General features: G+C 36.1%; 10 protein-coding genes. 8 read left to right on the forward strand and 2 right to left on the reverse strand.

All coding sequences use genetic code 11. The features are described 5' to 3' along the window. Positions 1–223: 223 nt before the first annotated feature. The gene (rpmH, locus tag K332_RS0116545) at positions 224–358 is read right to left on the reverse strand and encodes a 50S ribosomal protein L34 (RefSeq protein ID WP_026908473.1); all 135 of its coding nucleotides are present in this window, start codon (positions 356–358) and stop codon (positions 224–226) included. A gap of 1,668 nt (positions 359–2,026) precedes the next feature. Between rpmH and dnaA the strand changes: the two genes are divergently transcribed. From dnaA to K332_RS0116595, 8 genes are all read left to right on the forward strand, one after another. Next, positions 2,027–3,367, forward strand: a complete 1,341-nt coding sequence (gene dnaA / locus K332_RS0116560) for a chromosomal replication initiator protein DnaA (RefSeq protein WP_026908475.1) — start codon at positions 2,027–2,029, stop codon at positions 3,365–3,367. 188 nt (positions 3,368–3,555) lie between these two features. Beyond that, the gene (dnaN, locus tag K332_RS0116565; RefSeq protein ID WP_026908476.1) at positions 3,556–4,692 is read left to right on the forward strand and encodes a DNA polymerase III subunit beta; all 1,137 of its coding nucleotides are present in this window, start codon (positions 3,556–3,558) and stop codon (positions 4,690–4,692) included. A 244-nt stretch (positions 4,693–4,936) separates the two neighbouring features. Continuing rightward, positions 4,937–5,158: a S4 domain-containing protein YaaA gene (yaaA, locus tag K332_RS0116570; protein ID WP_026908477.1), complete on the forward strand. Its 222-nt coding sequence runs from the start codon at positions 4,937–4,939 to the stop codon at positions 5,156–5,158. A gap of 20 nt (positions 5,159–5,178) precedes the next feature. Continuing rightward, on the forward strand, positions 5,179–6,291 hold the full coding sequence (recF, locus tag K332_RS0116575; RefSeq protein ID WP_026908478.1) for a DNA replication/repair protein RecF: 1,113 nt from the start codon (positions 5,179–5,181) through the stop codon (positions 6,289–6,291). Positions 6,292–6,320: 29 nt separating this feature from the next. Further along, on the forward strand, positions 6,321–6,599 hold the full coding sequence (gene remB / locus K332_RS0116580) for an extracellular matrix regulator RemB (RefSeq protein ID WP_026908479.1): 279 nt from the start codon (positions 6,321–6,323) through the stop codon (positions 6,597–6,599). Between the two features lie 24 nt (positions 6,600–6,623). After that, positions 6,624–8,549, forward strand: coding sequence for a DNA topoisomerase (ATP-hydrolyzing) subunit B (gene gyrB / locus K332_RS0116585; RefSeq protein ID WP_026908480.1), 1,926 nt, complete (start codon positions 6,624–6,626; stop codon positions 8,547–8,549). Between the two features lie 246 nt (positions 8,550–8,795). Further along, complete coding sequence (gene gyrA / locus K332_RS0116590; protein WP_026908481.1) at positions 8,796–11,312, forward strand: DNA gyrase subunit A; 2,517 nt, start codon at positions 8,796–8,798, stop codon at positions 11,310–11,312. Positions 11,313–11,383: 71 nt separating this feature from the next. Then, positions 11,384–12,484 carry an HD-GYP domain-containing protein gene (locus K332_RS0116595; RefSeq protein WP_026908482.1) on the forward strand — a complete coding sequence of 367 codons (1,101 nt, stop codon included), beginning with the start codon at positions 11,384–11,386 and terminating at the stop codon, positions 12,482–12,484. Positions 12,485–12,678: 194 nt separating this feature from the next. On the opposite strand, the gene K332_RS0116600 is transcribed toward K332_RS0116595, so the two are convergent. Continuing rightward, a complete protein-coding gene (locus tag K332_RS0116600; RefSeq protein ID WP_026908483.1) occupies positions 12,679–13,635 on the reverse strand; it encodes a YaaC family protein in 957 nt (318 codons plus the stop codon). Positions 13,636–13,692 lie beyond the last annotated feature (57 nt).

Raw genomic sequence — 13,692 nt, forward strand, 5'->3', positions numbered from 1 at the left:
AACCATATTTCCCATTAATCTACATTTAGAAAAATATAAATCCAATTCATATGTAAAAACAAAAAGCAATGGACCTTTTACCATTTTGAACCACTGCTTTAAAGTTTATTCTAACTATATAATTATTATATTATCTATTTATAGTAATAAAAAACGTAAATCGGTAAAATAAGTTTTTAAACTTTCTTTTTTGCAAAAAAAGACCACTGATGGTTTCAGTGGCCTATGCAGATAATACTTTTCTTCCTTTACGACGACGACGAGCTAAAACTTTACGGCCGTTTTTTGTGCTCATACGTGCGCGAAAGCCATGTACTTTACTACGTTTACGGTTATTAGGTTGAAACGTTCTTTTCATTTATGCTGCACCTCCTAAGGGGGATCTATTTTTACAAAACTTGGCCATTGGCCTGAGCTTTTAAACAATTGTGAATGCCTACAACTATTGCAGGCGGGAAAGATATCACTTTCCTAACAAATAAACTAATCCTTAGACAGTCTTTGTCATTATACAGAAAAATTTTTTTATCGTCAACTTGATTTTGAAATATTACTCTTATAATGAAGTGTATTTTTCCTTGTCCATACTGATAATTCAACACTGCGGTATCGCATTTTTTCCATTGAATTCCTATCTTCTGAATAAAGGATCCCCTCCGTTGCCATCCCTTTATTACTGATAAGACAACTCACAAAATAATTACATCCACTTTTCTCATTCATTCTCACTCCATAAGACAGCTGTAACCATATTGTCAATTTCATACTTTGTATAGACTGTGCGGTAACTAATAATTTTTGGTAGCGTATCGTACCCGCTCCGGAAATACACTTCGCGCATCCTAAGGCGGCTGTTGAGCCTCCTCACTCCTTCGTTGCTGCGGGGTCTCACCTATGCCTATCCTCCCATAGGAGTCTCCGTGTATTTCCGGAGCTAGTGTATATTAATCACTAATAAATGCACTTAATTTCTTGTAATTATGTTTAACAACTATATCATAATTAGAAAATTAAATTAGCGTAGGCAGAATACGGAGACTCCTCGAAAATAAAAACCGATTTTCTTCGTGCGATGCCTTGCTGACGAAGCCTTCCTTGGGACTGCGATTACTCGCCCCACCGAAAACATTTGTCCTACGGGAATAGCACGTGTCCGAAGACCCCGCAGCGGTGCTCTTTCCGCAACGGAGGCTGAGGCCGTGCCCGTGGAAAGCGGAGTATTCTGCTGGAGCACTAACATAGCACTTTACCACTCTCTTCTCATTAGAGTGAGGAAAGTTGATATTAGTTACCGCGCAGTTTCCATCAATTCAAAATTATAGAAAGCAAAAACAACAGAACTATCCACAATAAAAAAAGTAGTCATATTTCCTCTCTTACTACACAAATTTAATTATCCACATCCCCTGTTTATTATTTTTTATATCATTTTTTATTGTCCACAGCATTTGTCGACAGGTTAATCACAAAATATGGTGGTGTGTATAAAAATTGTCTACAACAGATGGATATTGTGGATAAGTGTCGAAAAGGCATTGCAAACCTACCATTTTTTTGGTATCATAGTTGTGTTTTAACATGTTAATAAGCAACTAACTATTAAAAGTTATTCACAAACTGTGGATATCCTGTGGACATTAATTCACAACTTGTTTTTATATATTATCCACAATTTCATCTAATCTGCGCATAACTCATTTTAACACTTAGTAGAGTTGACCTTAATTATCCACAATCATTCTTAACTATTTTATATAGTTATGGTAAAAAAACGTTAGAAAAACGCACATTCGTATCATCCAAAGTGAATGTGTTTGTTTTTTCTATACATGCGGAAAGTTCCTATACTTTCCTAACTACAAAAATAGATTACTTACCTTTCCATCTTTATGATTTAACTAGCAATTTTATGCTACGAGAAATCGTATTTGAAAGTTTTTATACTTTCTTACTAGAAAAGATAGAGAGAGGTTTTTTATTCTTAATTTTGGCTAATTAATTATCTAATTTGAAGGGGGGTCATGAATTGGAAAATATCCATGATTTATGGTTAGCTACGCTTGAAAAAATTGAAGAAAAGATAAGTAAGCCTAGCTTTGATACATGGCTTAAAGATACAAAAGCAGAATCATTAGAAGGAAGCACATTAACGATAACAGCACCAAATGAATTTGCAAGAGATTGGTTAGAAGAACAATACTCCCAACTCATTCAAAAAGTATTACTTGAAGTAACTGGTGCAAAATTAAACTTAAAACTAATTGTTTTGGATACGATTATTGAAGAAGACAACAAGCCTAAACCAAAACAAAAACCACCAATAAATGATGTACATGATGGTAAAACCATGCTAAATCCTAAGTACACCTTCGATACGTTTGTTATTGGGTCTGGAAACAGATTTGCTCATGCAGCTTCACTGGCAGTAGCTGAAGCACCAGCTAAAGCATACAACCCTCTATTTATTTATGGTGGCGTAGGATTAGGGAAAACTCACTTAATGCATGCTATTGGACATTATGTATTAGAACATAATAAAAATGCCAAAGTTGTTTATCTTTCTTCAGAGAAATTCACGAATGAGTTTATTGATGCCATTATGGAAAATAAAACAGCAAATTTCCGCAATAAGTACCGTAGTGTAGATGTCCTACTAATCGATGATATCCAATTCATTGCTGGTAAAGAATCAACACAGGAAGAATTTTTCCATACATTCAATGCACTACATGAGGAAAATAAGCAAATTATTATCTCAAGTGACCGGCCACCTAAGGAAATACCAACGCTTGAGGATCGGTTACGTTCTAGATTTGAATGGGGCCTTATTACGGACATTACACCACCAGATTTAGAAACGAGAATCGCAATTCTAACCAAAAAGGCAAAAGCAGAAGGGCTTGATATTCCAAGCGAGGTTATGCTTTATATTGCAAACCAGATTGATACCAACATTCGTGAACTTGAAGGTGCGTTAATTCGCGTTGTTGCCTATTCATCGCTTGTTAACCGAGATATTGATGCTTCCCTTGCAGCAGATGCATTAAAAGACATTATTCCAAATAACAAACCTCGAGTTATTACTATTCCCGCCATTATGGAAGTAGTTGGTGAGAAATATAATGTCAAAAAAGAGGATTTCCTTGCTAAGAAACGAACAAAATCGATTGCATTCCCACGTCAAATCGCCATGTATTTATCTAGAGAATTAACGGATTTATCTCTTCCTAAAATTGGTGAGGAATTTGGAGGGCGTGATCATACAACTGTTATCCATGCTCATGAAAAAATTGCTCGATTAGTTGAAAATGACTCTTTACTGGCACGAGAAATTGAAGAAATTAAACAAGAATTGAAATCTCTTTAGAGTTATCCACCTGTTAATATCGTGGATAAGGGGTGCATACTTACAAACACTTTATTCACATGTGGATAACTATATACCATCTGTGTTCGTTACGGTTATCCACATAATCACAGCCCCTATTACTATTATTACTATAAAATCTTTATAAAAATAATAAATATATAGAACTTCCATTGGAGGATTTATTCATGAAATTTACGATTCAACGTGATCTATTAATTGATAGTGTACAAGATGTAATGAAAGCTATCTCTTCTAGAACCGCTATACCGATTCTAACGGGGATGAAGATAGAAGTAAGGCATCATGGGATAACCTTAACAGGTAGTGATTCCGATATTTCCATTGAGTCTTATATCCCCGCTGAAGAGAACGGTATGGTAAATGTAGAAGATATTGAAGAAGGTAGTATTGTTTTACAGGCCAAATATTTCCCTGATATCGTACGTAAATTACCAGAACAGCACGTAGAAATTGTGGCTGATGAAAATTTAAAGGTAACCATTCGTTCTGGGAAAGCTGAATTTAATTTAAATGGCCAAGATGCTGATGAATATCCACAACTTCCTAAATTACAAACGGATGAGAGTTTTGAACTTCCAATTGATTTACTAAAAAGCTTAATTAAACAAACAGTATTTGCTGTTTCTTCTATGGAAACACGTCCAATCTTAACGGGTGTTAACCTTTCACTTGTGGATAATAAATTGACGTTTACTGCTACGGATAGCCACCGCTTAGCAGCTAGAGAAGTACCTGTTTCATCATCCAATGTACAATTCGGGAGTATTGTAGTCCCTGGTAAAAGTTTAAATGAACTAAATAAAATTCTAGATGATACAGAAGAAACAGTGGAAATAAGTGTCACTAATAATCAGATTTTATTCCGTACGAAACACTTAAACTTCTTATCTCGTATTCTAGACGGAAACTATCCAGAAACATCTAGACTAATTCCAGAACAAAGTAAAACAGTTCTTCACGTAAAAACAAAAGATTTAATAAGTAGTATTGACCGTGCATCTCTACTTGCTAGGGAAGAAAGAAATAATGTGGTTAAATTAACAACTCTGAACGGTAATATTTTGGAAATTACAAGTAATTCTCCAGAAGTAGGACACGTATCAGAAGAATTAGCTGTTCAATCAATCGAAGGTGAAGAACTAAAAATCTCCTTCAGTTCAAAATATATGCTAGATGCTCTAAAGGTAATGGAAGTAGACGAAGTAAAAGTCGACTTCACAGGCGCTATGAGACCATTCATCATCCGCCCAATAAACGACCCAACCATGCTCCAACTAATCCTACCGGTAAGAACATATTAGAATTCTGCAGCTGTAGGAAAAGGATAACCCTTTACGACGTGGACATGGCAAGAAAACTAAAAAAAGACTTTTATCACAAACCCGAGCGATAAAAGTCTTTTTTCATACCAATAAAAAGCATTTTTAACCCCATACAAACGTTTTAACCTCTTTTTAAGGGTCTTACCTTTCCTTCAAGCAAAAACTTTAGTAAAATGGTTATAAGCGATTATTTCTAAAAAACAATCAGGAATCGGTGATGAAATTGCATACAACTATTGAAATTAACACGGACTATATTACACTCGGCCAACTTGTAAAGCTCACTAACGTACTAGAGTCAGGTGGTATGGTAAAAGCATATTTACAAGATATAGGAGCTGTTGTTAATGGAGAATTAGAACATCGTCGCGGGAGAAAACTCTATCCAAACGATGTTGTTGAAATTGAAGGTGCTGGATCTTTCGTTGTTGTAAAAAAAGATTAGTTCCTAAATGAGGAATGCACATGCATATTAAAGAATTAAAATTAACAAATTACCGGAATTATAAAACCTTGAATATTGAATTCGATGATAAAGTAAATGTCATTATTGGAGAAAATGCACAAGGTAAAACAAATCTAATGGAAGCCATTTATCTTCTCGCATTTACCAAGTCACATCGAACCTCTAAAGAAAAAGAATTAATCCGTTGGGACGAGGAATATGCTAAAATAGAAGGTAGAGTCGAAAAGCGCAAGACCTCCATTCCACTGGAAATAGTTATATCCGGAAAAGGAAAAAAAGCAAAGTTAAATCATTTAGAACAAAGAAAACTAAGTGATTATATTGGGAACTTAAATGTTGTCATGTTTGCCCCTGAAGACTTGACCTTAGTCAAAGGGCCTCCGAATGTACGTAGAAGGTTTATTGATATGGAACTAGGACAAATTCAACCTAGGTATATATATCACCTTGGACAGTTTCAAAAGGTATTAAAGCAGCGGAATCACTTATTAAAGCAAATGCAAAGAGACCGAAGTATAAATCGTATGATGCTCAGCGTCTTAACAGAGCAACTAATTGAACATGCAAGCACTATTTTAGAACGACGCTTTGCCTTCTTAGAACTGCTAAGAAAATGGGCAAAGCCAATTCATCATGGGATAAGCCATCAATTAGAAGAACTTGAAATTGAGTACCAAGCAACGATAGAAGTATTAGAAGGTGCGTCTAAGGAGAAAATAGAAAGTAGTTTTCAAGAGAAGTTTGAGCAATCTATTGATAAAGAGATTGAACGTGGAACAACACTTTATGGACCTCATCGAGATGATATCCACTTTTACGTAAATGGGAAAAATGTTCAAACATATGGATCCCAAGGTCAACAACGTACAACGGCTTTGTCCGTAAAGTTAGCTGAAATTGATCTTATTTACAGTGAAGTAGGAGAATATCCAATCCTCCTCTTAGACGATGTTTTAAGTGAATTGGATGACTATAGGCAGTCACATCTTTTAAATACAATTCAAGGGAAAGTCCAAACCTTTGTTTCTACGACAAGTGTAGATGGAATTCATCATAGTACCTTGGAAAAGGCAGAAATTTTTAGAGTTCAAGATGGAATGGTCATCTCTTAGGGAATTGTATGTAGATGGGGGAGTAAAAATTGTTTATTCACATTGGAAATGAAAATGTTATAAGGTCAAAAGATATTGTTTCCATTATTGATTATAATATTATTTCATCATCCACTATTATGGATGAAATGATGACAGCCAATCAAGCTATCATTATTGGACCAGTAGAGGATGCAAAAGCAGTTGTGATTACGAATAACCAATTGTATTTGAGCACATTGTCTGTTGCAACATTAAAGAAACGAGCAAGTATCATGTCAACAATAAGTAAACTTGATGATTATTCAAGTGACTTAGAGCTTGAATAATTCAAATGGAATGTAGGTGGGAAAATGGCAATGGAAGAAAACGTAAAAACAGAAGAGTCATATAATGCCGATCAGATCCAGGTATTAGAAGGGTTAGAAGCAGTCCGTAAAAGACCTGGGATGTATATTGGTTCCACTAGTGAAAAGGGACTGCACCATTTAGTATGGGAAATCGTTGATAATAGTATTGATGAAGCACTAGCGGGATACTGTGACCATATTCAGGTAATTATTGAAGAGGATAATAGTATTACGGTTAAGGATAATGGACGTGGTATACCAGTAGATATTCAGAAACAGACTGGTAAACCTGCTGTTGAAGTTATTATGACTGTCCTACACGCTGGTGGTAAATTTGGCGGTGGCGGATATAAAGTTTCTGGTGGACTACATGGTGTTGGTGCCTCTGTAGTAAACGCACTGTCAACTAATTTAGATGTGTATGTACATCTCGATGGAAAAGTGCATCATATTGGCTTTTCACGTGGTGATAAGGTCAAAGACCTAGAAGTTATTGGTGAAACAGATCGCACTGGAACAACGGTTCATTTTACTCCTGATCCAGAGATTTTTACTGAAACTACGACATATGATTTAGACACATTAGTTCAACGTGTACGTGAACTAGCATTCCTAAATAAAGGAATCCGAATCACAATTGAAGATAAGCGTACTGGTGAAGAACCTCAATCTTTCCACTATGAAGGTGGAATTGGTGAATATGTAGAGTTTATTAACCGTAATAAGGAAGTTCTTCACGAGCCTTTTTATGCGGAAGGAGAAGACCAGGGAATTGCTGTGGAAGTGGCAATCCAGTATAACGATGGTTTTAATAGCAATATTTTCTCCTTTGCCAATAATATTCATACGTATGAGGGCGGAACACATGAGTCTGGATTTAAGACAGGCTTAACACGTGTAATAAATGATTATGCACGTAAAAGTAATCTAATAAAAGAAAGTGAAACTAATTTAACGGGTGACGATGTTCGTGAAGGAATTACTGCGATTGTGTCTATCAAACATCCAGACCCCCAATTTGAAGGGCAAACAAAAACAAAACTAGGAAATAGTGAAGTTCGTGCAATTACAGATTCAGTGTTTAGTGAGTTGTTTGCTAAATTCTTATTCGAGAACCCTACTGTAGGAAAGATAATAGTAGAAAAAGGCTTAATGGCATCTCGTGCCCGTGCTGCAGCAAAGAAAGCCCGTGATTTAACTAGAAGAAAGGGAGTTTTAGAAATTTCCAATCTTCCAGGTAAGTTGGCTGACTGTTCCTCAAAGGATGCATCCATTAGTGAACTGTATATTGTTGAGGGAGACTCTGCGGGTGGTTCCGCAAAACAGGGTCGCGACAGACACTTCCAAGCAATTTTGCCATTAAGAGGTAAGATTCTAAACGTTGAAAAAGCACGATTAGATCGTATTTTGTCCAATAATGAAGTACGTTCTATGATTACCGCTCTTGGAACGGGTATAAGTGATGACTTTGATATTTCAAAGGCAAGATACCATAAAATTGTTATTATGACTGATGCCGATGTGGATGGTGCACATATTCGAACATTACTTTTAACATTCTTTTTCCGATTTATGCGACCATTAATCGAACATGGTTACGTTTATATTGCTCAGCCACCACTTTATAAAGTTCAGCAAGGTAAAGCTGTTCATTATGCTTATGATGACAAAGAGCTAGAGCAAATTTTGGCTAGATTACCACAAGCACCTAAGCCTGGTCTACAGCGTTACAAAGGTCTTGGAGAAATGAATGCGGAACAACTTTGGGAGACAACAATGGACCCTGAAAATCGAACATTGCTACAGGTAGAATTATCTGACGCAATTGAAGCGGACCATGTATTTGATATGTTAATGGGTGACAAGGTAGAACCGCGTCGTCATTTCATTGAAGAAAATGCCCAGTATGTTAAGAATTTAGATATTTAACGATAAGTTATTAAAAGTTAAAAGATAAAATATTACTCGTTTTTAGGTAGTTAGGAAAGTATAAACATCTTTCACACACGTATAGAAAAACTAGCAAAGGATCGCTTGCCGTATTGTAAAGATTACTCTAAAGAGAGGCACTCCAAGCGATAAAATCGAGAGGCGATTGTGGCGAGTTTTTCTAAACATGTGTCTGACTAACATAAGCGAAAGTTAGTCTTTGACACAATCAGGAGGTTTAAATCTATGGCGGATCAGGAACGTCGAAGTGTACAAGAAATTAATATAAGCCAAGAAGTACGTACATCCTTTTTAGACTACGCGATGAGTGTTATCGTATCTCGTGCATTACCAGATGTAAGAGACGGTATGAAACCTGTTCATCGAAGAATATTATATGCTATGAATGATTTAGGTATGCATTCTGATAAGGCATATAAAAAGTCTGCTCGTATTGTAGGGGAAGTTATCGGTAAGTATCACCCACATGGTGACTCTGCGGTATACGAAGCAATGGTACGTATGGCACAGCCTTTTAGTTATCGTAATCCATTAGTTGATGGACATGGTAACTTTGGTTCCGTCGATGGTGACTCAGCAGCGGCGATGCGTTATACAGAAGCTAGAATGTCTAAGATCTCAATGGAATTACTCCGTGATATTAATAAGGACACGATAGACTTTCAGGATAACTATGATGGTTCTGAAAGAGAACCAGTAGTATTTCCTGCTCGTTTTCCTAACCTTCTAGTTAATGGAGCATCTGGAATCGCTGTAGGGATGGCTACTAACATTCCTCCTCATAATCTAGGGGAAACAATTGATGCCGTATTAGCCGTTAGTAAGGACCCTGAGATTACAATTGACGAGATTATGGAAAACCATTTGCCAGGACCAGACTTTCCTACTGCAGGAATTATTTTAGGTCGTAGCGGTATTCGTAGAGCCTATGAAACTGGTAGAGGTTCGATTACGGTTCGTGCTAGGGTTGAAATTGAGGAAAAATCAAATGGAAAAGCCACAATACTTGTAACAGAATTACCATATCAGGTTAATAAGGCTAGATTAATTGAAAAAATAGCTGAATTAGTCCGTGATAAACGTGTAGAAGGTATAACAGATCTACGTGATGAATCAGATCGTAATGGTATGCGTATTGTTATGGAATTACGCCGTGATGCAAATGCCAATGTGGTTCTAAATAATTTATATAAATATACATCATTACAAACGACTTTCGGTGTGAACAACTTAGCACTTGTAAATGGTATTCCAAAAGTGCTAAATATTAAGGAATGTCTAGTGCACTATTTGGATCACCAAAAAGTAATCATTAGACGTCGTACTGCTTTTGAGTTGAAAAAGGCAGAAGCTAGAGCACATATTTTAGAAGGCTTACGAATTGCTCTGGATCATTTGGATGAGGTTATCGCCTTAATTCGTAACTCGAAAACAGCAGATATTGCCCGTGAAGGACTAATGACTCGCTTTAAGTTATCTGAAAAGCAAGCACAAGCAATCCTTGACATGAGGCTACAACGCTTAACTGGATTAGAACGTGAAAAGATTGAAAATGAATATAATGAACTTCAAAAACTAATTGAAGAATTAAAAGCAATTCTTGCCGATGAAGAAAAAGTTCTTGAAATTATCCGTGAAGAATTAGAAGAAATAAAAGAGAAGTACGGAGATAAAAGACGTACAGAGATTGGCGCTGGTGGTGCAGACTTCTTCGAGGATGAGGACCTAATTCCAGTAGAAAACATTGTTATTACTCTTACACATAAAGGCTATATTAAACGATTACCTTCTTCTACATATCGTGTTCAAAAGCGTGGTGGACGTGGTATACAAGGAATGGGAACTCATGAAGATGACTTTGTTGAACATCTTATTTCCACAACAACTCATGATACAATCCTGTTCTTTACGAATAAAGGAAAAGTTTATAAAGTTAAAGGCTATGAGATTCCAGAGTTCAGTCGTACTGCAAAAGGACTACCAATCATCAACCTTCTACAGATTGAAAAAGAAGAGTGGATTAATGCTGTCATTTCAGTTAGTGAATTTAGTGAGGATTGGAACTTCTTCTTTACGACGAAAAAAGGTATTTCAAAACGTACAAGTCTTTCACAATTTGCTAATATCCGTAAAGGTGGCTTAATTGCCCTTGGCTTACGGGAAGATGATGAGCTAATGTCTGTTCGTCTAACAGATGGTACAAAGGATATAATGATTGCAACGAAACATGGTTCACTGATTCGTTTCCCTGAGGAGCAAGTAAGATTGATGGGAAGAACAGCAGCTGGTGTTCGTGGTATCTCATTACGAGATGATGATGAAGTCGTCTCAATGGAAATCTTAGATAGTGGATTACAAATTCTTCATGTTACCAATAAAGGTCTCGGTAAACGTACTCCTGAAGATCAGTATCGTATTACAAACCGTGGTGGTAAAGGAATTTTCACAGCGAAGTTAACAGATGAGACAGGGCATGTTGTTTCTGTTAAGGCAGTAAAAGGCGACGAGGACCTGATGCTAATTACTGCAGCAGGTGTGTTAATTCGTATTCCGGTTGAAGGTATATCCCAGACAGGAAGAAATACCCAAGGTGTTCGCTTAATTCGTCTACAAGAGGATGAAGAAGTAGCAACAGTAGCGATAATTGAACATGAGGATGAAGAAGAAGTAGAAGTAGAAGTAGAATCTACTAATGTAGAAGAATCAACGGAGCAAGTGGAAGTAGAAACAGAAGAGGAATAAGAAATAAACAAGGTGAGGGTGAAAAGAATAATCTTTCATCGTCACCTTCTTCATCATAGGGAGGGGACAAAATGCGTGTATCGCCATCTCAATTAGTTCCAGGTTGTGTACTTTTACGTGATGTAAAGGGAAAGACAAGCAAGCCAATTATTCCACAAAAAACGATATTAACTGCTGAACATATTATGGTATTACATAAATTTTTGATTGAACACGTTGATGTTTCGGAGCGACTCAAAAATGGTACACCATTTCAACCTCAGCATGTAAACGACAATGAAAAAGTAGAGCGTCCAAGTCCAAGTAATGAAAAAGTTGTTGATGTTACAGAGTTATCTTTTAAGGATCATTATCATCATGTCGTTAACGAATATAAAAAGCTATTCGATTCATGGAGAAGAAATATAAATATTGATAGCTTGGCTGTTCGTAATCTTATCTTACCGTTAATAGATCGTATGGATGATATCGCCTTATCTGTGTACAAATTGCATCAATTTGCAACTAAAGATGATTACTTTTATCATCATTGTGTTTCTGTTTCCATATTAAGTGCTTATTTAGGTAAAAAACTTGGATACCAAAAAGGAGAATGGTTCCAGATTGGTATTGCTGGATTATTAAGTGATGCTGGGATGGCAAGGCTAGGAGAGTTTGCCTTTAAAAAGGTAGGTTCATTGACGAATGAGGAAAAAATAGAGATTAGGAAACATCCAACCTATACATATCGAATGGTTGAACATATTTCTTCTATTCCATACACCGTAAAGCTAGCTGTTCTGCAGCATCATGAGCGAATGGATGGAAGCGGCTATCCACTTGGCTTATCAAAGGATAAAATTCATAGTTATGCTAGAATTATTGCTGTCTGTGATATCTATCATGCAATGACAAGTGATCGGGTATATCGCAGGAAGCAGTCTCCATTTAAAGTTATTGAAGAGCTACAAAAGGAACAATACAGTAGGCTTGATATTCGAGTTGTACAAGTATTTATCGATGCAATAGCAAAATTTTCTATCGGCACAAAGGTATTGCTTTCTAATAACCAAGAAGGTGAGATAGTCTTTATTGATTCGAAGATGCCAACGCGCCCAATTTTACGACTTGAAAATGATGAGATTATTACACTAAGCAATCGCCAGGATTTACATATAGATGAAATATTGTAAGCGGTTGGGACAAATTTTTTGTCCCAACTTTTTTAGTAGTTAGGAAAGTATAAAAAACTTTCCGCCGACATAAGAAAAACTACCACATTCGTTAAAAGACGAACGAATGTGAGTTTTTCTAAAATTTTACTGTACAACCAAAGTAAAGTTCAGATTTAATTTAGGTGTCTTTGAAATAGTGTTTTAACTTTGTCCTAATCCTCCACTCTACTAAATAGGTATTTCCCCATTGTAATTGGAATCTTTTCTTGCGTAATATCTAGAAACCTTACAATAAATGGATAATCAGCATCTGGTTTTAGTGCTAGAAGATCTCCCCACCACTCAGCCTCATAACGAGATAACATACTAAGATTGTATAAAAGTAGGTAATGTACCATAACTTCAGATAGTGGGGTAAAAAAGTCTCTATTTGTTGGTAAATAAATGTCATTACACTTATTGAATTGAAAGGGACCGGAATTATTAGGAATAGGTTTACTAAGAGTCAGTAAAATAGAATTTGAATTATTTTCCGTTTCCAAAATAGCTGGTAAATAGCGTTCCAAGCGTTTAATCAAAGCACTTTCTGTCATGTGGTAATCATCACAGATTGTTTTAGGGATTGTTAACGTCTGACTATAGAGGTTGCCGATTTTCACCAAACTTTGCTTTTGTTCATACTTAAAAAAGGAAGTTAGCTCTGGTATTAAACAAAGCAAAGATTTCATTGTAACTTTTTCAAATGGAAGTTTACTAATTTCAAATAGATGTTCAGAAAAATATGGGAAAAGTCCTTTATGTTGTAGCTTTACTTCATCGTCCAAAAAGCTATAATCCTTTTTTTTACGCTTTCTAGTAGACACACCATGCGCAAGAACGGAAGTAGATTCTGGATAATCAGGTCGTTTGGTAAGTAAGCATGCTTTTAATAAATGGGCCATCCCATAAAATAGCATGACAGGTTTTAATACCGTGTCTAACTTGTCTCCAGCATGGTAGTAATCCATCCCATGATTAAGACAGTACATAAATACATTGCAGTTTTCGTAGCTTTTTCTTTCGGCTTCAATCTCGTTAATTTGTTGATAGCATTGGAGTAAATATTTTTGAGCAGTTTGTTGGGATTGTAAATACGTATAGAATGAATGAATTTCTTCTCGGAAATGCATAAAAACGCCCTTCCCCTTTGAAAGAAAAGTTAGAATTTATAAACTTTATATTATAGT

Source organism: Paucisalibacillus globulus DSM 18846 (assembly GCF_000482485.1).
In the GTDB taxonomy this organism is placed as follows: Bacteria; Bacillota; Bacilli; order Bacillales; family Amphibacillaceae; genus Ornithinibacillus; species Ornithinibacillus globulus.

What these genes read in the sequence shown, in the direction of transcription:
- rpmH (WP_026908473.1), bottom strand. Translation starts at nt 358, where the DNA reads ATGAAAAGAACGTTTCAACCTAATAACCGTAAACGTAGTAAAGTACAT.
- dnaN (WP_026908476.1), top strand. Translation starts at nt 3,556, where the DNA reads ATGAAATTTACGATTCAACGTGATCTATTAATTGATAGTGTACAAGAT.
- recF (WP_026908478.1), top strand. Translation starts at nt 5,179, where the DNA reads ATGCATATTAAAGAATTAAAATTAACAAATTACCGGAATTATAAAACC.
- gyrB (WP_026908480.1), top strand. Translation starts at nt 6,624, where the DNA reads ATGGCAATGGAAGAAAACGTAAAAACAGAAGAGTCATATAATGCCGAT.
- gyrA (WP_026908481.1), top strand. Translation starts at nt 8,796, where the DNA reads ATGGCGGATCAGGAACGTCGAAGTGTACAAGAAATTAATATAAGCCAA.
- K332_RS0116595 (WP_026908482.1), top strand. Translation starts at nt 11,384, where the DNA reads ATGCGTGTATCGCCATCTCAATTAGTTCCAGGTTGTGTACTTTTACGT.
- K332_RS0116600 (WP_026908483.1), bottom strand. Translation starts at nt 13,635, where the DNA reads ATGCATTTCCGAGAAGAAATTCATTCATTCTATACGTATTTACAATCC.